This window comes from Burkholderia sp. BCC0322 (assembly GCF_902833045.1).
GTDB lineage: Bacteria > Pseudomonadota > Gammaproteobacteria > Burkholderiales > Burkholderiaceae > Burkholderia.
Window position 1 is genome coordinate 180,044 of the sequence record NZ_CADFDU010000006.1, and the last position, 20,429, is coordinate 200,472.

19 protein-coding genes are annotated in these 20,429 nt (G+C 65.6%); 16 read left to right on the top strand and 3 right to left on the bottom strand.

Going from position 1 to position 20,429, the window contains the following annotated elements:
* Position 1 precedes the first annotated feature (1 nt).
* The gene (locus tag HWX39_RS19075) at positions 2 to 2,578 is read right to left on the bottom strand and encodes a [protein-PII] uridylyltransferase (RefSeq protein WP_175969514.1); all 2,577 of its coding nucleotides are present in this window, start codon (positions 2,576 to 2,578) and stop codon (positions 2 to 4) included.
* Between the two features lie 45 nt (positions 2,579 to 2,623).
* Positions 2,624 to 3,439 carry a type I methionyl aminopeptidase gene (gene map, locus HWX39_RS19080; protein WP_012328760.1) on the bottom strand — a complete coding sequence of 272 codons (816 nt, stop codon included), beginning with the start codon at positions 3,437 to 3,439 and terminating at the stop codon, positions 2,624 to 2,626.
* Between the two features lie 377 nt (positions 3,440 to 3,816).
* Between map and rpsB the strand changes: the two genes are divergently transcribed.
* From rpsB to HWX39_RS19160, 16 genes are all read left to right on the top strand, one after another.
* A complete protein-coding gene (gene rpsB / locus HWX39_RS19085) occupies positions 3,817 to 4,557 on the top strand; it encodes a 30S ribosomal protein S2 (protein ID WP_006483818.1) in 741 nt (246 codons plus the stop codon).
* A 162-nt stretch (positions 4,558 to 4,719) separates the two neighbouring features.
* Positions 4,720 to 5,601 (top strand): translation elongation factor Ts, encoded by an 882-nt coding sequence (gene tsf, locus HWX39_RS19090; protein ID WP_175969515.1) that lies wholly within the window; start codon positions 4,720 to 4,722, stop codon positions 5,599 to 5,601.
* A gap of 163 nt (positions 5,602 to 5,764) precedes the next feature.
* Complete coding sequence (gene pyrH, locus HWX39_RS19095) at positions 5,765 to 6,478, top strand: UMP kinase (RefSeq protein ID WP_011352459.1); 714 nt, start codon at positions 5,765 to 5,767, stop codon at positions 6,476 to 6,478.
* Between the two features lie 91 nt (positions 6,479 to 6,569).
* Positions 6,570 to 7,130, top strand: a complete 561-nt coding sequence (gene frr, locus HWX39_RS19100) for a ribosome recycling factor (RefSeq protein ID WP_021159105.1) — start codon at positions 6,570 to 6,572, stop codon at positions 7,128 to 7,130.
* Positions 7,131 to 7,179: 49 nt separating this feature from the next.
* The gene (uppS, locus tag HWX39_RS19105; protein ID WP_034207662.1) at positions 7,180 to 7,962 is read left to right on the top strand and encodes a polyprenyl diphosphate synthase; all 783 of its coding nucleotides are present in this window, start codon (positions 7,180 to 7,182) and stop codon (positions 7,960 to 7,962) included.
* Positions 7,956 to 8,777 (top strand): phosphatidate cytidylyltransferase, encoded by an 822-nt coding sequence (locus tag HWX39_RS19110; RefSeq protein WP_175969516.1) that lies wholly within the window; start codon positions 7,956 to 7,958, stop codon positions 8,775 to 8,777. Before uppS ends, HWX39_RS19110 begins: the two co-directional genes overlap by 7 nt.
* 15 nt (positions 8,778 to 8,792) lie before the next feature.
* On the top strand, positions 8,793 to 9,989 hold the full coding sequence (locus tag HWX39_RS19115; RefSeq protein ID WP_175969517.1) for a 1-deoxy-D-xylulose-5-phosphate reductoisomerase: 1,197 nt from the start codon (positions 8,793 to 8,795) through the stop codon (positions 9,987 to 9,989).
* An 11-nt stretch (positions 9,990 to 10,000) separates the two neighbouring features.
* Positions 10,001 to 11,386, top strand: a complete 1,386-nt coding sequence (rseP, locus tag HWX39_RS19120) for an RIP metalloprotease RseP (RefSeq protein WP_175969518.1) — start codon at positions 10,001 to 10,003, stop codon at positions 11,384 to 11,386.
* A gap of 61 nt (positions 11,387 to 11,447) precedes the next feature.
* Complete coding sequence (bamA, locus tag HWX39_RS19125; protein WP_175969519.1) at positions 11,448 to 13,757, top strand: outer membrane protein assembly factor BamA; 2,310 nt, start codon at positions 11,448 to 11,450, stop codon at positions 13,755 to 13,757.
* 64 nt (positions 13,758 to 13,821) lie between these two features.
* Positions 13,822 to 14,319 (top strand): OmpH family outer membrane protein, encoded by a 498-nt coding sequence (locus HWX39_RS19130; protein ID WP_040144479.1) that lies wholly within the window; start codon positions 13,822 to 13,824, stop codon positions 14,317 to 14,319.
* Positions 14,320 to 14,335: 16 nt separating this feature from the next.
* A complete protein-coding gene (gene lpxD / locus HWX39_RS19135) occupies positions 14,336 to 15,430 on the top strand; it encodes a UDP-3-O-(3-hydroxymyristoyl)glucosamine N-acyltransferase (protein WP_175969520.1) in 1,095 nt (364 codons plus the stop codon).
* Between the two features lie 129 nt (positions 15,431 to 15,559).
* The gene (fabZ, locus tag HWX39_RS19140) at positions 15,560 to 16,027 is read left to right on the top strand and encodes a 3-hydroxyacyl-ACP dehydratase FabZ (RefSeq protein ID WP_011352450.1); all 468 of its coding nucleotides are present in this window, start codon (positions 15,560 to 15,562) and stop codon (positions 16,025 to 16,027) included.
* Positions 16,028 to 16,085: 58 nt separating this feature from the next.
* Positions 16,086 to 16,874, top strand: coding sequence for an acyl-ACP--UDP-N-acetylglucosamine O-acyltransferase (lpxA, locus tag HWX39_RS19145; protein WP_175969521.1), 789 nt, complete (start codon positions 16,086 to 16,088; stop codon positions 16,872 to 16,874).
* Between the two features lie 3 nt (positions 16,875 to 16,877).
* Positions 16,878 to 18,047: a lipid-A-disaccharide synthase gene (lpxB, locus tag HWX39_RS19150; protein ID WP_175969522.1), complete on the top strand. Its 1,170-nt coding sequence runs from the start codon at positions 16,878 to 16,880 to the stop codon at positions 18,045 to 18,047.
* Positions 18,044 to 18,688, top strand: coding sequence for a ribonuclease HII (gene rnhB, locus HWX39_RS19155; RefSeq protein WP_175953384.1), 645 nt, complete (start codon positions 18,044 to 18,046; stop codon positions 18,686 to 18,688). The genes lpxB and rnhB overlap by 4 nt, the downstream gene beginning before the upstream one ends.
* Entirely contained in the window at positions 18,685 to 19,467 is a 783-nt protein-coding gene (locus HWX39_RS19160; RefSeq protein WP_175969523.1) for an RNA methyltransferase, read from the top strand. Before rnhB ends, HWX39_RS19160 begins: the two co-directional genes overlap by 4 nt.
* Positions 19,468 to 19,547: 80 nt before the next feature.
* Here HWX39_RS19160 and HWX39_RS19165 read toward each other — a convergent pair whose 3' ends face one another.
* The gene (locus HWX39_RS19165) at positions 19,548 to 20,363 is read right to left on the bottom strand and encodes a pyruvate, water dikinase regulatory protein (RefSeq protein WP_006483812.1); all 816 of its coding nucleotides are present in this window, start codon (positions 20,361 to 20,363) and stop codon (positions 19,548 to 19,550) included.
* Positions 20,364 to 20,429 lie beyond the last annotated feature (66 nt).

Below are 20,429 nucleotides of genomic sequence, written 5' to 3' on the forward strand. Positions count from 1 at the left end.
TTCAGACTGCGATCGCACGCAGCAATTCGGTTTCGAGCTGGATCTGCAGGCGGCTGTCGGAAAGACCGGCACCCGCGAGCAGAAAGATGTCCTCGACGCGTTCGCCGAGCGTGTTGATCCGCGCCGCGTGGACGCCGATCCGGTGCTCGGCGAGTACGCGCGCGATCGAATAGAGAAGGCCCGGCCGGTCGTTGGCCGACACGGACAGGATGTAGTACTGGCCGCGCTCGTCGGCCCGCAGGTCGACGCGCGGCGTGATCGGAAACGTCCGGGACAGCCTCGACAGGCGGCCCTTGGACGGCTCCGGCAGCGGTGCGGTTTCGGTGAGCCGCGACGCGAGCTGTTGTTCGACGAGATTCGCGATATCGCGATACCGCACGTCACTTTCGGTCTGCGTGACGATGAAGTTGTCGAGCGCGTAGCCGTGCCGCGTCGTGCTGATGCGTGCGTCGAGCACCGACAGCCCGTTGCGGTCGAAATACGCGCAGATGCCTGCGAACAGGTCGGGGCGGTCCTTCACGTACACGAGCACCTGCAGCGCATCGCCGATCGGCGATGGCCGCGCGCGGACGATCGCGGTTTCGGCATTCACGTGCCGGTACAGCACGCGTGTCTGCCACGCGATGTCGGCCGCGTCGTGACGCAGGAAGAAGCCGACGTCGAGCTGATCCCACAGCGCGCGATGTGCGTCCTCGGGCACGGTCTCGAGCCGCAGCAGCGCGAGCGCCTGCTCCTGCCGCGACTTCAGCTCCGAATGCGCGTCGGGGTTGGCCCCGCCGAGCACCGCGAGCGTGATGCGGTACAGATCCTCGAGCAGCTTGCCCTTCCATGTGTTCCACACCTTCGGGCTCGTGCCGCGGATATCGGCGACGGTCAGCAGGTACAGCGCGGTGAGGTACCGTTCGTTGCCGACGACTTCGGCGAAGCGCTTGATGACTTCAGGGTCGCTCGTGTCCTGCTTCTGTGCGACCTGGCTCATCGTCAGGTGATGCTGGACGAGCCACACGATCAGCGCCGCGTCGTCGCTGGCGATACCGTGCTCGCGGCAGAAGCGCCGCGCGTCGGCCATCCCGAGCGTCGAATGGTCGCCGCCGCGGCCCTTCGCGATGTCGTGGAACAGCGCCGCGACATACAGTACCCACGGGCGCTCGAAGTTGCCGATCAGCTGGCTGCAGAACGGATATTCGTGCGCATGCTCGGCCACCGCGAAGCGGCGGAGGTTGCGCAACACCATCAGGATGTGCTGGTCGACCGTATACACGTGGTACAGGTCATGCTGCATCTGGCCGACGATGCGGCGGAAGTTCAGCAGGTAGCGGCCGAGCACGCTCGTCTGGTTCATCAACCGGAACGCGTGCGTGATCCCTTCGGGTTGCTGAAGGATCCGCATGAACATGTCGCGATTCTGCGGATCGCGGCGCCACGTGTTGTTCATGATCTCGCGCGAGTTGTACAGCGCGCGCAGCGTGCGGGCGGATAGCCCCTTCACGCCGCGGGTCGTCTCGTACAACAGGAACGCTTCGAGGATCGCGTCGGGGTGGCGTTCGAACACGCCGTCGTCGACGATCTCGAGCATCCCCTGCTTCTCGACGAAGCGATCGGCCGACAGCACGCGCGTGATGCCGCTCGTCGCAGGGAAGAGCTGCGCCTCGATGTTCTGGATCAGGATCGTCGCGAGCTGCGTGACGGCTTTCGCGGCCCAGTAGTAGCGGCGCATCAGTTGCTCGCTGGCGCGCTTGGCCTGCGTCGGCTGGTAGCCGAAGCTCTCGGCAGCCTGCGTCTGCAGGTCGAACACGAGCATGTCCTGGCGGCGGCCGGCGATCACGTGCAGCCGCGCGCGCAGCGTCTTCAGGAAGCCTTCGTTGCGGCGCAGCTCCCGCGCTTCGCGATCGGTGATGAGGCCACGCGTGTCGAGTTCGCGCCAGCTGCTGCCGAAACCGGCCGCGCGCGCGATCCAGAGGATCGTCTGCAGGTCGCGCAACCCGCCGGGGCTTTCCTTCACGTTCGGTTCGAGGCTGTACGGCGTGTCCTGGAACTTCGCGTGGCGCTGGCGCATCTCGAGCACCTTCGCGGTGAAGAACGCGCGGGCGTCGAGCGCCTCGTGGTAGCGCACCGTGAAGCGTTCGAACAGCGCGGTGCTGCCGACGATGCGGCGCGCTTCCAGCAGCGAGGTCTGCACCGTGACATCCTGCGACGCTTCCTCGATGCACTGCGCGACCGTGCGCACGCTGCTGCCGATCTCGAGGCCGAGATCCCACGCCATTCCGATGAAGCGCTCGATGCGTGCATCGAGCGCCGGGTCGTGCGCATCAGGCAGCAATACCAGGATGTCGACGTCGGAATAGGGCGCCAGTTCGCCGCGCCCGTAGCCGCCGACGGCGACGAGGGCGAGCGTCGCGGGCAGCCCGCAGTCGTCCCACACGCGCTTCAGCGCTGCATCGGTGAGCTTCGACAGCGCGTGCATCAGCGACGCGACGTTCGCCGCGTGGCGAAAGCGCTCGAGCAGCTCCGTCTTGGCGGCCTTGAATTCGGCGCGCCGCGACAGCGCTTCGGGCGAGGGGGCAGCGTGAGCGCTCATGGGCGGCCGTTCAGGTGCGGGTGGGGCGGGCTGGCGCGACGGCGCTCAGACGGCGGCGGCCGGTTGCGCGAACACGGGGCGGGCCGGCGTGCCGGCCGACACGGTCAGCACTTCGTAGCCGGTTTCGGTGACGAGCACCGTGTGCTCCCACTGTGCCGACAGGCTGCGGTCGCGCGTCTTGACCGTCCACTGGTCGGGCATCGTGCGGATGTCGCGCTTGCCGGCGTTGATCATCGGCTCGATCGTGAAGATCATCCCGGCCTTTAGTTCGATGCCGGTGCCCGGGCGGCCGTAGTGGACGACCTGCGGATCCTCATGGAACACCGTGCCGATGCCGTGGCCGCAGTATTCGCGCACGACGCTGTAGCCCTGCGCTTCGGCGTGCTTCTGGATCGCGTAGCCGATGTCGCCGAGGTGCGCGCCGGGCTTGACCTGGTCGATGCCGAGCCACATGCATTCGTAGGTGGTCTGCACGAGGCGCTTAGCGAGGATCGAACCCTCGCCGACGATGAACATGCGGCTCGTGTCGCCGAAGTAGCCGTTCTTGATCACGGTGATGTCGATGTTCAGCGCATCGCCGTTCTTGATCACCTTCTCGCCGGGAATGCCATGGCAGATCACGTCGTTGACCGAAATGCAGGTGGCCTTCGGGTACGGCGGGTAGCCGGGCGGCTGGTAGTTCAGCGGCGCGGGGATCGTGCCCTGTTCGTTGAGCATGAACTCGTGGCAGAGGCGGTCGAGTTCGGCGGTCGTGACGCCCGCGACAACGTGCGGCGTGATGAAGTCGAGCACTTCGCTCGCGAGACGGCAGGCGACGCGCATCTCGGCGATATCGTGTTCGTTTTTGAGCGTAATAGCCATCGAGGTATGCCTGGAATGCGGTGAATTGACGGATTATCGCACCTTCTGGCAGGCGTCGCAGCCCCTGCCGGCGGCGCGGATGCGGGTTTTCGCGGATTGTCCGGCCGGTTGCCGCGCGGCAAGCGAAAGTGGCGGGCGACTTGAGAGCGGACAAATCGGCGTGCTATACTCTTTGGCTAAGTCGATATCCAAATGCCGATGTGCCCCGTTTTGGGGCGGCATGGCGGTGAAAGGCTTGCGGCACGCGCATTTCGCTCGTGTCGAATCGCAAGCCGGCGCAACCAGGGTGCCGGCCGCGCGGCATTCGCGCCCTTCGGGGTGGGATCGCGCGGCGGTACGGCGGCCGGCTTAAGACCCAACCCTCGTGGAGAATTTACATGGCAGTTACGATGCGCCAAATGCTGGAAGCGGGTGTCCACTTCGGTCACCAGACGCGCTTCTGGAACCCGAAGATGGCTCCGTTCATTTTCGGTCACCGCAACAAGATTCACATCATCAACCTCGAAAAGACGCTGCCGATGTTCACGGACGCACAGAAGTACGTGCGCCAGCTGGCAGCGAACCGCGGCACGATCCTGTTCGTCGGCACGAAGCGTCAATCGCGTGACACGATCGCCCAGGAAGCGCAGCGCGCAGGCATGCCGTACGTCAACGCACGCTGGCTCGGCGGCATGATGACCAACTTCAAGACGCTGAAGGTTTCGATCAAGCGCCTGAAGGACATGGAAGCGGCAGTCGAGGCAGGCGAGCTCGAGAAGATGAGCAAGAAGGAAGCGCTGCTGTTCGAACGCGAAATCGCGAAGCTGCAGAAGTCGATCGGCGGCGTGAAGGACATGGGCGGCATTCCGGACGCAATCTTCGTCGTCGACGTCGGCTACCACAAGATTGCCGTGACCGAAGCGAACAAGCTGGGTGTGCCGGTCATCGCCGTGGTCGATACGAACCACTCGCCGGAAGGTGTGGATTACGTGATCCCGGGTAACGACGACTCGAGCAAGGCAGTCGCGCTGTACGCTGAAGGCGTGGCCGACGCGATCCTCGAAGGCCGTGCGAACGCGGTCAACGAAGTGGTCCAGGCTGCTCGCGGCGACGACGAGTACGTCGAGGAAAACGCGTAACTGGCCCCGAGCCGGCGCAAAAAGGGGGCTCTCAACAGGCCCCCTTTTTTTAAGCTTGTGCGCCGGACCTGATCGCGCCGAATCGGTGCGGGTCCGGAAACGAATCTCGGCCGTTCGCGTCCAAGCGGGCGGCGTTGTGAATACAGACTCAAGGAGCGAATGATGGCGGCAATTACCGCAAGCATGGTGGCAGAACTGCGCGCAAAGACCGACGCACCGATGATGGAGTGCAAGAAGGCGCTGACGGAAGCTGACGGCGATCTGGCCAAGGCTGAAGAGCTGCTGCGCGTCAAGCTCGGCAACAAGGCGAGCAAGGCGGCATCGCGCGTGACGGCAGAAGGCGTCGTCGCATCGTTCGTCGGCGGCAATGCAGGCGCGCTGGTCGAGCTGAACTGCGAAACCGACTTCGTCGCGAAGAACGACGACTTCCTCGCTTTCTCGAAGACGGTTGCAGAACTCGTCGCGACGCAAAACCCGGCCGACGTGGCTGCGCTGTCGGCACTGCCGCTCGACGGCTCGACGGTCGATGCAGTGCGCCTGGCGCTGATCGGCAAGATCGGCGAGAACGTCTCGATCCGCCGTTTCGTCCGTTTCGAAACCGCAAACAAGATCGCAACGTACCTGCACGGCGCGCGTATCGGCGTGATCGTCGAGTACACGGGCGAGGAAGAGCAGGTCGGCAAGGACGTCGCGATGCACATCGCGGCAATGAAGCCGGTCGCGCTGTCGTCGGCCGACGTGCCGGCAGAACTGATCGAGACGGAACGCCGCGTGGCCGAGCAGAAGGCTGCGGAATCGGGCAAGCCGGCCGAAATCGTCGCGAAGATGGTCGACGGTAGCGTCCAGAAGTACCTGAAGGAAGTGTCGCTGCTGAACCAGACGTTCGTGAAGAACGACAAGCAGACGATCGAGCAGATGCTGAAGGCGGCAAATGCCGCAGTGCAGAAGTTCGCGCTGTTCGTCGTCGGCGAAGGCATCGAGAAGCGCCAGGACGACTTCGCCGCCGAAGTGGCCGCGCAAGTCGCAGCAGCAAAGCAGCAGTAAGCCGTAAGCAGTCAGGCAGTATCCGCGGCGGGCGTCCGCTCCGCCGCGGTCGGCGCCGCCGCCGGCCGGCCGGGAAACCCGGTCCGACCGTCGGCGCTTGCCCGAATCAGTATTTCGCCCCTACAGTTCGTGGTTGTCATCCTCTCGTCGCTCGGAAGCCCCTATGTCCAATGCCTATAAACGCGTTCTCCTCAAACTCTCCGGCGAAGCACTGATGGGCGACGATGCCTTCGGCATCAATCGCGCGACGATCGAACGGATGGTGGCCGATATCGCCGAAGTCGTGCGTCTCGGGACGCAGCTCGCGGTCGTGATCGGTGGCGGTAATATTTTCCGCGGTGTCGCCGGCGGCGCGGCCGGCATGGATCGCGCGACGGCAGACTACATGGGGATGCTCGCGACGATGATGAACGCGCTGGCGCTGCAGGACGCGATGCGCCACGCCGGCATCGAGGCGCGCGTGCAGTCCGCGCTGCGGATGGACCAGGTCGTCGAGCCGTACATTCGGCCCCGCGCGATCCGCCAGCTCGAGGAAGGCCGCGTCGTGATCTTCGCGGCCGGTACGGGCAACCCGTTCTTCACGACCGACACGGCCGCCGCGCTGCGCGGTTCGGAGGTGGGCGCCGAGGTCGTATTGAAGGCGACCAAGGTCGATGGCGTATATTCTGCCGATCCGAAGAAGGATCCGTCGGCCACGCGTTACACGACGATCACTTTCGACGAGGCGATCAGCCGCAACCTGCAGGTGATGGACGCGACGGCCTTTGCGCTGTGCCGCGACCAGAAGCTGCCGATTCGCGTGTTTTCGATCAACAAGCCGGGCGCGCTCAAGCGCATCGTGCTGGGCGAGGACGAAGGTACGCTCGTCCACGTGTAAACTCCCGCGGATGCGGGTCATTGGCCGCGGCGCACCGGATGTGCCGGGCAGGGCCCGCGTTCTTTGAAGGTTAGAAGGTTCGGAGGTTGAAATGAGTGTCGCTGATACCAAGAAGGGCGTCGAGCAAAAGATGCAGCGCTCGATCGAAGCGTTCAAGAACGATCTGGCAAAGATCCGCACGGGCCGTGCACACACCGGTCTGCTCGATCACGTGCAGGTCGACTACTACGGGTCGATGGTGCCGATCTCGCAGGTCGCTAACCTGACGCTCGTCGATGCGCGCACGATCGGCGTGCAGCCGTGGGAAAAGAACATGGTCGCGAAGGTCGAGAAGGCCATCCGCGAAGCCGACCTGGGCCTGAACCCGGCCACCGCCGGCGACCTGATCCGCGTGCCGATGCCCGCGCTGACGGAAGAGCGCCGCCGCGAGCTCACCAAGGTCGTCAAGAGCGAAGGCGAAACGGCCAAGGTCGCGATCCGCAACCTGCGCCGCGACGCGAACGAAGCGCTCAAGAAGCTCGTGAAGGACAAGGAAATCTCGGAAGACGACGAGCGCCGCGCGAGCGACGACGTGCAGAAGCTGACCGACAAGCACGTTGCCGAAATCGACAAGCTCGTGCAGACCAAGGAAGCCGAGATCATGACGGTCTGACGACCGTCCTCGCGCGCCGCCTTCTTCCCGCATTACTGTCTCAACGGCCATGACCTATACCAGCTCTACCGTTCGCGTGCCTGACGTCGGCGTCGTGCCGCGTCACATCGCGATCATCATGGACGGCAACGGCCGTTGGGCGACCGAACGCCGCTTGCCGCGCGTTGCGGGGCACACCCGCGGCGTCGATGCCGTGCGGGCGGTGGTCGAAGGCTGCGCGCGCGCCGGCGTCGAATACCTGACGCTGTTCGCGTTCAGTTCGGAGAACTGGCGCCGTCCGAACGACGAAGTGTCGTTCCTGATGCGCCTCTTCATCACCGCGCTCGAGCGCGAGGTCGGCAAGCTTCACGCGAACGGGATCCGCCTGCGTGTCGTCGGCGATCTCGAGCGCTTCGAGCCGCGCATCCGCGAACTGATTCGCCGCGCCGAAACCAAGACGGCGCGCAATACCCGTCTGACGCTCACCATCGCGGCCAACTACGGCGGCCGGTGGGACATCCTGCAGGCGACGAAGAAGCTCGTCGAGCAGGCCGTGCGCGAAGGTCGCGAGGTCGAGGTGACCGAGGACGCATTCGCGCCGCACCTGGCGATGGCCTATGCGCCGGAGCCCGATCTCTTCATCCGTACCGGTGGCGAGCAGCGCGTCAGCAACTTCCTGCTGTGGCAGCTCGCGTACGCCGAATTCTATTTCACCGACAAATACTGGCCGGATTTCGACGGCGCGGCACTGGCCGACGCAATGGCGTCGTATACGGAGCGCGAGCGCCGTTTCGGCCGCACGAGCGCACAGCTCGAACCACAATCGCAGAACGCCGACTCCCTTTCATGCTGAAAACCCGTGTGATCACGGCGATCGTGATGCTGGCGGTATTGCTGCCGGTGACGCTGTTCGCGCCGCTCACCGGATTCGGCGCGCTGATCGGCGTCGTGCTCGTGTTTGCCGCGTGGGAGTGGGCGCGCCTGCTCAAGCTCGGCGGCGCCGGCCCGGTCGTCTATGCAGCCGTCGCGGCGCTGGCGCTCGCGGCAACGGTGCCGCTCGGCGTCGACGCGGCTTCGTCCCGTCCCCTTTTCATGGCAGCCGGCGTGTTCTGGCTGCTGGTCGGCCCGTTCACGCTGCGGCGCAAGCCGGAGCTCGCGGGCGGCGTATGGCGGCCGTTCCTGCTCGCGGCCGGCCTCGTGGTCTTTGCGGCCTGCTGGCATGCGCTCGTCGCGGCCCGCGCGCAGGGCGTGCCGTTCGTGTTGTCGCTGCTTCTGGTCGTCTGGCTCGCCGATATCGGCGCATACTTCGCGGGCAAGGCGTTCGGAAAGCGTAAACTGGCCATCACGATCAGCCCCGGCAAGAGCTGGGAAGGCGCGATCGGTGGCTGGCTCGCCGTCATGGTCGTCGCCGGTGTCGCGATGGCCGCGCACGCGTTCGAGCCGACCCTGTTTTCCGCGTTTGCCGTGCGTTACGGGATGCCCGGCGCGTGGGCCGCACTGACGCTGCTGGTCGCGTACAGCGTGATCGGCGACCTGTTCGAGTCGTTGCTGAAGCGACAGGCGGGCGTGAAGGATTCGAGCGGACTGCTGCCTGGCCATGGCGGCGTACTCGATCGTGTCGACGCGTTGCTGCCGGTGCTGCCGCTCGCGATGCTGCTGCTTGGTTAAACCATTAATTCTGTTATGCAAAAACGTCTGACATTGCTCGGTTCCACGGGCTCGATCGGAGACAGCACGCTCGACGTGGTCGCGCGCCATCCCGAGCGTTTCTCGGTCTATGCGCTGACCGCACATCGCAACGGCGACAAGCTGGTCGAGCAGTGCCTGCGCTTCGCACCCGAAGTGGCCGTGGTCGGCGATGCCGCGACGGCCGCGCAGGTCGACGCGAAACTGCGCGCGGCGGGCAGCAAGACGACCGTGCTGTACGGACCACAGGCGCTCGTCGACGTGTCGAAGAGCGATGGCTGCGATACGGTGGTCGCGGCGATCGTCGGTGCGGCCGGCATGGCGCCGAGCCTTGCGGCCGCGCGCGCCGGCAAGCGCATCCTGCTCGCGAACAAGGAAGCGCTGGTGATGTCGGGCGCGATCTTCATGGACGCCGTGCGCGACCATGGCGCGATCCTGCTGCCGGTCGACAGCGAGCACAACGCGATCTTCCAGTGCATGCCGCGCGACGCGGCCGAGCACGGCGGGATCTCGAAGATCATCCTGACCGCGTCGGGCGGCCCGTTCCGCACGCGCGAACCGGCTACGCTCGTCGACGTAACGCCGGACGAGGCGTGCAAGCATCCGAACTGGGTGATGGGCCGCAAGATCTCGGTCGATTCCGCGACGATGATGAACAAGGGCCTCGAGGTGATCGAGGCGCACTGGATCTTCGGGCTGCCGGGCGACCGGATCGACGTGCTGATCCACCCGCAGAGCGTGATCCATTCGCTCGTGTCGTATCGCGACGGCTCGGTGCTCGCCCAGCTCGGCAACCCCGACATGCGCACGCCGATCGCGCACGCGCTCGCATTCCCCGAGCGTGTCGATGCGGGCGTCGAGCAGCTCGATCTCGCGCAGATCGCCCAGCTGTCGTTCGAGAAGCCCGATTACGCGCGCTTCCCGTGCCTCGCGCTCGCGCTGAAGGCGCTTGAGGAAGGCGGTATCGCGAGCGCCGCATTGAACGCGGCGAACGAAGTCGCGGTCGAAGCGTTTCTCGAGCGCCGCATCGGCTTCATGGCGATTGCGGCGACGGTCGACGCCGTGCTCAACACGCTGCCGAATCGTACGCCCGACGGGCTCGAGGACGTCCTGGCGGCGGATGCCGAGGCACGCCGCCTTGCCGCCGACATCATTGCGAAAGCGCCTGCGCCCCGCGTGGAGCGCACTGTCTGAATGGAGTGCTCATGAACGTGCTGGTCGAACTGATCGCGTTTGCGGTGGCGATCGGGGTGCTGGTCGTCGTGCATGAGTACGGACACTATCGCGTCGCACGCTGGTGCGGCGTGAAGGTGCTGCGTTTCTCGATCGGCTTTGGCCAGCCCGTCGCGCGCTGGGTCAGCCGCAGGACGGGCACCGAGTGGACGCTGGCGGCGCTGCCGCTCGGCGGCTACGTGAAGATGCTCGACGAGCGCGACCCCGGCCCCGGCATCCCGCCCGAGGAGCTCGGCCAGGCGTTCAACCGGCAGTCCGTCTACAAGCGTATCGCAATCGTCGCGGCCGGACCGATTGCCAACTTTCTGTTGGCAATTGCGCTGTTTTCCATCGTATTCGCCACCGGCGTAACCGAGCCGGCCGCGATCGTCGCACCGCCGGCCGCCGGCACGGTGGCGGCCCGCGCGGGCTTCGACGGCAACGAGCAGATCGTGTCGATCCGCAACGTGCGCGTGGGCGACGCGCAGGGCGGCGAGTCCGAGCCGGTGCGGTCGTGGTCTGACCTGCGCTGGAAGCTGCTGGCGGCGGCGTTCGACCACCGCGAGATCGTGCTCGGTGCACGAGACGGCAACACGACGTTCGATTTCCGCGTCGACCTCCGCCATGTTCCCGAAAGTCAGCTCGACGACGATTTCATGGCCCATCTGGGCTTCGAGACCGGCGGCGGCACGTTGTCGGTCGCGTCGGTGCAGCCCGGCAGCGCGGCGGAGCAGGCGGGGCTGAAGTCCGGCGACAAGCTGGTCGCGCTCGACGGCAAGCCGATCGGCGGCGCGCCGCGTTTCATCGATTTCGTGAAACACCATGCGGGCAAGCCGCTCGATCTGCAGATCGAGCGCGACGGCGCCGCGCAGACCGTGTCGATCGTGCCGCAGATGCAGCGCGACGACGAGTCGGGGCAGGAGGTCGGCCGTATCGGCGCGGCGCTGTCGATGCATGCGCCGTCCGTCGACGTACGGTACGGGCCGATCGAGAGCCTGCAGCTCGGCGTGCATCGCACGTGGGACATCTCCGTGTATTCGCTGCGGATGTTCGGGCGCATGATCACGGGCAACGCGTCGCTGAAGAACCTGTCCGGCCCGGTGACGATCGCGGACTACGCGGGCAAGAGTGCGCGGCTTGGCCCGTCGGCGTTCCTGTCGTTCCTCGCCCTTGTCAGCATTAGCCTTGGCGTCCTGAACTTGTTGCCGATTCCCGTTTTGGACGGGGGGCATCTGTTATATTATGCGGTTGAAGCCGCGACCGGGAAAGCCGTCTCGGAGCGCTGGCAGCTGATTCTGCAAAGAGCCGGGTTGATCTGCATCGTCGCATTATCGGCGATCGCGCTGTTCAACGATCTGGCTCGGTTAATCCATTTCTGAAGCGTCAGGCGGCCGCCGCTGGGCAGCCGCCTGATTTGATGCAGCTAAATATTGGGGATGCATGTTGTTCAAACCTCATCGCTTTGTACCTAAGACAGTTGCAGCGGCCGCGCTCGCCGCGCACGGCCTCGCGGCGCATGCAGCGGCACCGTTCGTGGTGCAAGACATCAAGATCGAGGGGCTGCAGCGCGTCGAAGCGGGTTCGGTGTTCGCCTATCTGCCGATCAAGCAGGGCGATACCTTCACGGACGACAAGGCATCCGAAGCAATCCGCGCGCTGTACGCGACGGGTTTCTTCAACGACGTACGCATCGCCACGCAGGGCAACGTCGTGATCGTGCAGGTGCAGGAGCGTCCGGCCATCGCGTCGATCGACTTCACCGGCACGAAGGAATTCGACAAGGATAACCTGACGAAGGCGCTGCGCGCTGTCGGCCTCGCCGACGGCCGTTACTACGACAAGGCGCTCGTCGACAAGGCGGAGCAGGAGCTCAAGCGCCAGTACCTCACGCGCGGCTTCTACGCGGCCGAGGTCAAGACGACGATCACGCCGGTCGACGCGAACCGCGTGTCGATCCTGTTCGCGGTGGCTGAAGGCCCGAGCGCGAAGATCCGCCAGATCAACTTCATCGGCAACAAGGCATTCAGCACCAGCACGCTGCGCGACGAGATGCAGCTGTCGACGCCGAACTGGTTCTCCTGGTACACGAAGAACGACCTGTACTCGAAGGAAAAGCTGACGGGCGACCTCGAAGCGGTGCGCTCGTACTACCTGAACCGCGGCTATCTCGAGTTCAACATCGATTCGACCCAGGTGTCGATCTCGCCCGACAAGAAGGACATGTACCTGACGGTCACGCTGCACGAAGGCGAGCCGTACACGGTGTCGGGCATCAAGCTGTCGGGCAACCTGCTCGATCGCGAAGCCGAACTCAACAAGCTGATCAAGATCAAGCCGGGCGACCGCTTCTCGGCCGAAAAGCTGCAGCAGACCACCAAGTCGATCGTCGACAAGCTCGGTGAATACGGTTACGCATTCGCGACCGTCAACGCGCAGCCGGACATCGACCAGGCGAATCACAAGGTGAACCTGAACCTCGTCGTTGATCCGAGCCGCCGTGTGTACGTGCGCCGCATCAACGTCGTCGGCAACACGCGCACGCGCGACGAAGTGGTGCGCCGCGAAATGCGCCAGCTCGAAAGCTCGTGGTTCGACTCGAACCGCCTCGCGCTGTCGAAGGATCGCGTGAACCGTCTCGGCTACTTCACCAACGTCGACGTGACGACGGTGCCGGTCGAAGGCACGAACGACCAGGTCGACGTGAACGTGAAGGTCGACGAAAAGCCCACTGGCGCGATCACGCTCGGCGCCGGCTTCTCGTCGACGGACAAGGTCGTGCTGTCGGCCGGCGTGTCGCAGGACAACGTGTTCGGTTCGGGTACCAGCCTGTCGGTGAACGTCAACACCGCGAAGAGCTATCGCACGCTGACCGTCACGCAGGTCGACCCGTATTTCACGGTCGACGGCATCAAGCGGATCACGGACGTCTACTACCGCACGTACCAGCCGCTCTACTATTCGACGAGCTCGAGCTTCCGGATCATCAGCGCGGGCGGCAACATGAAGTTCGGCATCCCGTTCTCGGAAGTCGACACCGTCTACTTCGGCGCGGGCTTCGAGCAGAACCGCCTCGACGTCGATTCGAACACGCCGCAGAGCTACCAGGATTACGTGAACCAGTTCGGCCGCGTGTCGAACACGGTGCCGCTGACGGTCGCGTGGTCGCGCGACGCGCGTGACAGCGCGCTGATTCCGAGCCGCGGCTACTTCACGCAGGCGAACATGGAGTACGGCGTGCCGGTCGGGAAGATCCAGTACTACAAGGCCGACCTGCAGGCCCAGTACTACTATTCGTTCTCGCGCGGCTTCATTCTGGGCCTGAACCTGCAAGGCGGCTACGGTAACGGTATCGGCAACCCGTACCCGATCTTCAAGAACTACTACGCGGGCGGTATCGGCTCCGTGCGTGGCTACGAGCCGAGCTCGCTGGGCCCGCGCGACACGAAGACGAACGACCCGATCGGCGGTTCGAAGATGGTCGTCGGTAACATCGAACTGACGTTCCCGCTGCCGGGCACGGGCTACGACCGCACGCTGCGCGTGTTCACGTTCCTCGACGGCGGTAACGTGTGGGGCAACGCGCCGGGCGGCACGAGTACGGGCGCCAACGGCCTGCGTTACGGCTACGGCGTGGGTCTCGCGTGGATCTCGCCGATCGGCCCGCTGAAGCTGAGCCTCGGTTTCCCGCTGCAGAAGCACGAGGGCGATCAGTACCAGAAATTCCAGTTCCAGATCGGGACGGCGTTCTGACCGAACGCATGACAACAGCAACGAGAGGGTAATTTTGCTAACCGGTAAGTTTTCGAAACGAGTGATGTGCGCGCTGACCGTTGCGCTGGCCTTGGGCGCGGCAACGGCGCACGCACAGGACGTCGCCCGCATCGCGGCGGTCAATTCGGATCGGATCCTGCGCGAGTCGGCGCCCGCGAAGGCGGCGCAGACGAAGCTCGAAGCCGAGTTCGCGAAGCGCGACAAGGATCTGCAGGATCTGGCGGCGCGTCTGAAGTCGATGTCCGATTCGCTGGACAAGAACGGTGCGTCACTGTCGGCGGCCGACCGCGCGCAGAAGCAGCGCGATCTCGCCCAGCTCGATACCGACTTCCAGCGCAAGCAGCGCGAGTTCCGCGAAGACCTGAACCAGCGCCGCAACGAGGAACTGGCGGCAGTGCTCGAGCGGGCGAACAAGGTCATCAAGCAGATCGCCGAGCAGCAGAATTACGACCTGATCGTGCAGGAGGCCGTGTACGTCAGCCCGCGCATCGACATCACCGACAAGGTGCTCAAGGCGCTCGCGTCCGGCTCGACGAACTGAACGGAGCAGACGACGAATGGCATTGACGCTTGAGGAACTCGTAAAGCGGTTCGGCGGCGAGATCGCCGGCGACGCACAGTGCAAGGTGAGCGGGCTCGCACCGCTCGACCAGGCAGGCCCGCAGCAACTCGCGTTCCTCGCGAATCCGAAGTACCTGTCGCAGGTCGAGTCGACCCGCGCAGGCGCGGTGCTGATCGCGCCGAAGGATCTGGAAAGGCTGGGCGCGGCCGCGAGCGGCCGGACGGCCGGTCCCCGCAATTTCATTGTCACGCCGAATCCATACGCTTACTTCGCGCGCGTCGCGCAGATGTTCATCGACCTGGCCACGCCGCAGCGTGCCGCCGGCGTGCATCCGAGCGCGACGATCGATCCGGCCGCGCAGGTTGCCGCGAGTGCGGTGATCGGCCCGCACGTGACGGTCGAGGCCGGTGCGGTGATCGAAGACGGCGTGCAGCTCGACGCGAACGTATTCGTCGGCCGCGGCACGACGATCGGCGCGGGCTCGCATCTGTATCCGAACGCGTCGGTATACCACGGCTGCAAGATCGGCCCGCGCGCGATCATCCATGCGGGTGCGGTGATCGGCTCCGACGGCTTCGGCTTCGCGCCGGATTTCGTCGGTGACGGCGACGCGCGCACCGGCAGCTGGGTCAAGATCCCCCAGGTCGGTGGCGTAACGATCGGCCCGGACGTCGAGATCGGCGCGAACACGACGATCGACCGCGGCGCGATGGCGGATACCGTCATCGAGGAATGCGTGAAGATCGACAACCAGGTGCAGATCGGCCACAACTGCCGGATCGGCGCCTATACGGTGATCGCCGGCAGCGCCGGGATCGCGGGCAGCACGACGATCGGCCGCCATTGCATGATCGGCGGCGCGGCCGGGATCGCCGGGCACGTGACGCTCGGCGACTATGTCATCATCACCGCGAAATCGGGCGTATCGAAGTCACTGCCGAAGGCGGGCATCTATACCAGCGCGTTCCCGGCCGTCGACCACGGCGAATGGAACAAGAGCGCCGCGCTCGTGCGCAATCTCGACAAGCTGCGCGAGCGCATCAAGGCGCTCGAAGCCGCGCTCGCCGCCCAGGGCGGCATGGGCGCCTGAGCGCATCATGCGAGACCTCGAACCGGGCACGGCCAGCGCAACCGGCCCGGTTTGCCAGACTGGGCCGCACGGCGGCCCGCTTCAGCCTTTGCATCACCACCGCGCAGCCTCTGCGTGAGACGAACCATCATGAGCACTGAAAAAATCAATCTCGACATCCACAAGATCCTCACGCTGCTGCCGCATCGCTACCCGATTCTGCTCGTCGATCGCGTGCTCGAACTTGAACCGCACAAGGGAATCAAAGCGCTGAAGAACGTGTCGATCAACGAGCCGTACTTCCAGGGGCATTTCCCGAAGCGGCCGGTGATGCCGGGCGTGCTGATCCTCGAGGCGCTCGCGCAGGCCGCGGCGCTGCTGACCTTCTCGGAAGAGCAGCCGAAGGATCCGGAGAACACGCTGTACTACTTCGTCGGGATCGACGGCGCGCGCTTCAAGCGTCCGGTCGAGCCGGGCGACCAACTGATTCTGAACGTGACGTTCGAACGCTACATCCGCGGTATCTGGAAGTTCAAGGCGGTGGCGGAAGTGGACGGCAAGGTGGCGGCGGAAGCCGAATTGATGTGCACGGTCAAGACGACCGACGTGGCGCCCTGAGCGACGCGGCACGGACAGGCAACGCAACGCGACACATCACATCGAGAGGCAACGGCGCATGACCAGGATTCATCCCACCGCGATTGTCGAGGCGGGCGCGCAGATCGACGAATCGGTCGAGATCGGCCCGTACGCGATCGTCGGTCCGCACGTCACGATCGGCGCGCGTACGACGATCGGCTCGCACAGCGTGATCGAAGGCCATACGACGCTCGGCGAGGACAACCGCATCGGCCATTACGCGTCGGTCGGGGGTCGTCCGCAGGACATGAAGTACAAGGACGAGCCGACGAAGCTCGTGATAGGCAACCGCAACACGATCCGCGAATTCACGACGATCCACACGGGCACCGTGCAGGACGCCGGCGTGACGACGCTCGGTGACGACAACTGGATCATGGCCTATGTGCACATCGGTCATGACTGCACCGTCGGCAATCACGTGATCCTGTCGAGCAACGCCCAGATGGCCGGCCACGTCGAGATCGGCGACTGGGCGATCGTCGGCGGGATGTCGGGCGTCCACCAGTTCGTGCGCATTGGTGCGCACTCGATGCTGGGCGGCGCGTCGGCGCTCGTGCAGGACGTTCCGCCGTTCGTGATCGCGGCAGGCAACAAGGCCGAGCCGCATGGGATCAACGTCGAAGGGCTGCGCCGGCGCGGTTTCTCGCCCGACGCGATCTCCGCGCTGCGCAGCGCGTATCGCCTGCTGTACAAGAACGGCCTGTCGCTCGAGGAAGCGAAAGTGCAGTTGCGCGAGCTGGCGGCGGCGGGCGGCGAAGGCGACGCACCCGTGAAGGCGCTCGTCGAGTTCATCGACGCGTCGCAACGCGGCATCATCCGCTAAGCGATGCCGCTTCCGACCACTCAGCTCCGGCTCGCGATGGTGGCCGGCGAACCGTCGGGCGACCTGCTCGGCGCGTCGCTGCTCGGCGGGCTGCGCGAGCGGCTGCCCGAATCGGCCCAGTACTACGGGATCGGCGGGCAGCGGATGATCGCACATGGCTTCGACTCGCACTGGCAGATGGACAAGCTGACCGTGCGCGGCTACGTCGAGGCGCTGGGCCAGATTCCCGAGATCCTGCGGATTCGCGGCGAGCTGAAGCGCCAGTTGCTCGCCGAGCGGCCGGACGCCTTCATCGGCATCGACGCGCCCGACTTCAACTTCAACGTCGAACAGGCCGCGCGCGACGCGGGCATCCCGTCGATTCACTTCGTGTGCCCGTCGATCTGGGCATGGCGCGGCGGCCGGATCAAGAAGATCGCGAAGTCAGTCGATCACATGCTGTGCCTGTTCCCGTTCGAACCGGCGATCCTCGACAAGGCAGGCGTTGCCTCGACCTACGTCGGCCATCCGCTCGCCGACGAGATCCCGCTCGAACCCGACACGCAGGGTGCGCGCATCGCGCTCGGACTGCCGGCCGACGGCCCGGTGATCGCCGTGTTGCCGGGCAGCCGGCGCTCGGAAATCGCGCTGATCGGCCCGACGTTCTTCGCGGCGATGGCGCTGATGCAGCAGCGCGAGCCCGGCGTGCGGTTCGTGATGCCGGCGGCGACGCCGGCGCTGCGCGCGCTGCTGCAGCCGCTCGTCGATGCGCATCCTCAGCTTGCGCTGACGATCACCGACGGCCGCTCGCAGGTCGCGATGACGGCTGCCGACGCGATCCTCGTGAAGAGCGGTACGGTGACGCTGGAAGCCGCGCTGCTGAAGAAGCCGATGGTGATTTCGTACAAGGTGCCCTGGCTGACCGGGCAGATCATGCGCAGGCAGGGTTACCTGCCGTACGTCGGCTTGCCGAACATCCTGGCGGGGCGTTTCGTCGTGCCCGAGCTGCTGCAGCATTTCGCGACGCCCGAGGCGCTCGCCGATGCGACGCTCACGCAGCTGCGCGATGACGCGAACCGCCGCACGCTGACCGAAGTATTTACGGAAATGCATCTTTCGCTGCGACAGAACACGGCCGCGAAGGCGGCCGAAGCGGTCGTGCGCGTGCTCGAACAACGCAAGGGGCGCGCATGACCGCAGTACGTGCACCACGCCGTCGCGCGTCGAGCGACGGGCAGGGCGGTTTCGATTTCAGCCGTCCCGACGAGATCGTCTGCGGCGTCGACGAAGCGGGCCGCGGCCCGCTCGCGGGGCCGGTGGTGGCCGCCGCGGTGATCCTCGATCCGGCGCAGCCGATCGACGGGCTCGACGATTCGAAGGCGCTGTCCGCGAAGAAGCGCGAGGCGCTGTACGAGCTGATCGTCGCTCGCTCGCTGTCGTATTGCGTCGCATCGGCGAGCGTCGACGAGATCGACACGCTGAACATCCTGCACGCGACGATGCTCGCGATGAAGCGGGCGGTTGAAGGGTTGTCGGTGCTGCCGACGCTCGCGCAGATCGACGGCAACCGCTGCCCGACGCTGACGGTGCGTGCCGAAGCGATCGTCAGCGGCGATGCGCTCGTGCCGAGCATCTCGGCCGCGTCGATCCTCGCGAAGGTCACACGCGACCGCATGCTCGTCGACCTGCACGAACGCTTCCCCGTGTACGGCTTCAACGTGCATGCGGGCTACGGCACCGCGAAACATCTTGCCGCACTGCGCGAGCACGGCCCGTGCGAGGCCCATCGGCGCTCGTTCGCACCGGTGCGTGCGGCGCTCGACCTGATTCGATGAAAAGCATTACTTCCCGCGACAACCCGCTGTACAAGCGCCTGAAGGCGCTCGCGGGTTCGACGTCCCATCAGCGCCGCGGCGGCCAGGCGCTGCTCGAAGGATTCCATCTCGCAAGCGCGTACCTCGACACTGGCGCGACGCCCGAGCTGTGCGTCACGACCGAAGGCGCACTCGGCCACGCCGAGGCCCAGGCGATCGTCGCGCGCATCGATGCGCAACGGATCGTCACGCTGCCCGATGCACTGTTCGGGCAGTTGTCGAACGTCGTCAGCGGCGTCGGCTTCCTGCTGCTCGTCGACCGGCCGGCGCAGCCGCTGCCGGCGCGCGTGACGCATACGTCGGTCGTGCTCGACGGCGTGCAGGACGCCGGCAACGTCGGCTCGATCCTGCGCAGCGCGGCGGCTGCAGGCGTGCGCCACGTGTTCTGTGCGCCGGGGACCGCGTACGCATGGTCGTCGAAGGTGCTGCGCTCGGGCATGGGGGCGCATTTCCTGCTGTCGATCCACGAGGACGTCGAAGCGGGCGCGCTCGCCGAGCGCCTCGACGTGCCGGTCGCGCTGACCGACTCGCACGGTGCGCAGGCGGTCTACGACTGCGACCTGTCGGGGCCGGTTGCATGGGTGTTCGGCAACGAGGGTGCCGGCGTGTCGGCGTTTTGGCGCGACGCGGCCACGCTTCGCGTAACGATCCCGCAGCCGGGCGGGATGGAGTCGCTGAACGTCGCGGCCGCGGCCGCGGTCTGCCTGTTCGAGCAGGTGCGTCAGCAGCGGCGTGCGTGACGCCATACGCGTGCGTGCTCCTCCGCACCATGAAAAAGGCCGCGTTCGCGCGGCCTTGTTGTTTCCGGCGGCGGCCAGTCTTAGTACGACTGCCGGTCGAGGCGGATTTCCTGCAGGATCGTCGTCGCGATTTCCTCGATCGACTTGTGCGTCGACGACAGCCACTTGATCCCCTCGCGGCGCATCATCGCTTCGGCTTCGTTGATCTCGTAGCGACAGTTCTCGGGCGCCGCGTATTTGCTGCCCGGCCGACGCTCGTTACGGATCTCGGACAGGCGCTGCGGGTCGATCGACAGCCCGAACAGCTTCTCGCTGTACGGCGACAGCGCCGACGGCAGCTTGCCGCGCTCGAAATCTTCCGGAATCAGCGGATAGTTTGCTGCCTTCACGCCGTACTGCATCGCGAGATACAGGCTCGTCGGCGTCTTGCCGCTGCGCGACACGCCGACGAGGATTACGTCGGCTTCCGACAGGTTGCGGTTCGACTGGCCGTCGTCGTGGGCGAGCGAGAAGTTGATCGCCTCGATCCGGGTCTTGTATTCCTCGGTGTCCGCGTTCTGGTGGCCGCGGCCCATCGCGTGGCTCGACTTGAGCTCCAGTTCCTGCTCGAGCGGTTCGACGAAGCGCTGGAACATGTCGAGCACGAGTGCGTTCGAGCGCTTGACGATGTCGTTCGACTCGCTGTCGACGAGCGTCGTGAACACGATCGCGCGGCGGCCGTCGTGCACGGCGGCCTCGTTGATCTTCTCGACGGTCGCATAGGCCTTGTCGAGCGAGTCGACGAACGGCACGCGCACGAGACGGAATTTCTGGTCGAACTGGGAGAGGATCGAATGCGCGAAGGTTTCGGCAGTGATCCCGGTGCCGTCGGAGACGATGAATACGGTAGGCAGCATGAATCTGGGCGTCGAACGTGAAGGGCGGTTGCGCGGGCGGCTGGAGGTCCGCCTCCAGACGCAGTG

Excerpts from the sequence above, each read along its gene's own strand:
- HWX39_RS19075 (WP_175969514.1), bottom strand. The coding sequence starts at position 2,578 with ATGAGCGCTCACGCTGCCCCCTCGCCCGAAGCGCTGTCGCGGCGCGCC.
- map (WP_012328760.1), bottom strand. The coding sequence starts at position 3,439 with ATGGCTATTACGCTCAAAAACGAACACGATATCGCCGAGATGCGCGTC.
- rpsB (WP_006483818.1), top strand. The coding sequence starts at position 3,817 with ATGGCAGTTACGATGCGCCAAATGCTGGAAGCGGGTGTCCACTTCGGT.
- tsf (WP_175969515.1), top strand. The coding sequence starts at position 4,720 with ATGGCGGCAATTACCGCAAGCATGGTGGCAGAACTGCGCGCAAAGACC.
- pyrH (WP_011352459.1), top strand. The coding sequence starts at position 5,765 with ATGTCCAATGCCTATAAACGCGTTCTCCTCAAACTCTCCGGCGAAGCA.
- frr (WP_021159105.1), top strand. The coding sequence starts at position 6,570 with ATGAGTGTCGCTGATACCAAGAAGGGCGTCGAGCAAAAGATGCAGCGC.
- uppS (WP_034207662.1), top strand. The coding sequence starts at position 7,180 with ATGACCTATACCAGCTCTACCGTTCGCGTGCCTGACGTCGGCGTCGTG.
- HWX39_RS19110 (WP_175969516.1), top strand. The coding sequence starts at position 7,956 with ATGCTGAAAACCCGTGTGATCACGGCGATCGTGATGCTGGCGGTATTG.
- HWX39_RS19115 (WP_175969517.1), top strand. The coding sequence starts at position 8,793 with ATGCAAAAACGTCTGACATTGCTCGGTTCCACGGGCTCGATCGGAGAC.
- rseP (WP_175969518.1), top strand. The coding sequence starts at position 10,001 with ATGAACGTGCTGGTCGAACTGATCGCGTTTGCGGTGGCGATCGGGGTG.
- bamA (WP_175969519.1), top strand. The coding sequence starts at position 11,448 with ATGTTGTTCAAACCTCATCGCTTTGTACCTAAGACAGTTGCAGCGGCC.
- HWX39_RS19130 (WP_040144479.1), top strand. The coding sequence starts at position 13,822 with ATGTGCGCGCTGACCGTTGCGCTGGCCTTGGGCGCGGCAACGGCGCAC.
- lpxD (WP_175969520.1), top strand. The coding sequence starts at position 14,336 with ATGGCATTGACGCTTGAGGAACTCGTAAAGCGGTTCGGCGGCGAGATC.
- fabZ (WP_011352450.1), top strand. The coding sequence starts at position 15,560 with ATGAGCACTGAAAAAATCAATCTCGACATCCACAAGATCCTCACGCTG.
- lpxA (WP_175969521.1), top strand. The coding sequence starts at position 16,086 with ATGACCAGGATTCATCCCACCGCGATTGTCGAGGCGGGCGCGCAGATC.
- lpxB (WP_175969522.1), top strand. The coding sequence starts at position 16,878 with ATGCCGCTTCCGACCACTCAGCTCCGGCTCGCGATGGTGGCCGGCGAA.
- rnhB (WP_175953384.1), top strand. The coding sequence starts at position 18,044 with ATGACCGCAGTACGTGCACCACGCCGTCGCGCGTCGAGCGACGGGCAG.
- HWX39_RS19160 (WP_175969523.1), top strand. The coding sequence starts at position 18,685 with ATGAAAAGCATTACTTCCCGCGACAACCCGCTGTACAAGCGCCTGAAG.
- HWX39_RS19165 (WP_006483812.1), bottom strand. The coding sequence starts at position 20,363 with ATGCTGCCTACCGTATTCATCGTCTCCGACGGCACCGGGATCACTGCC.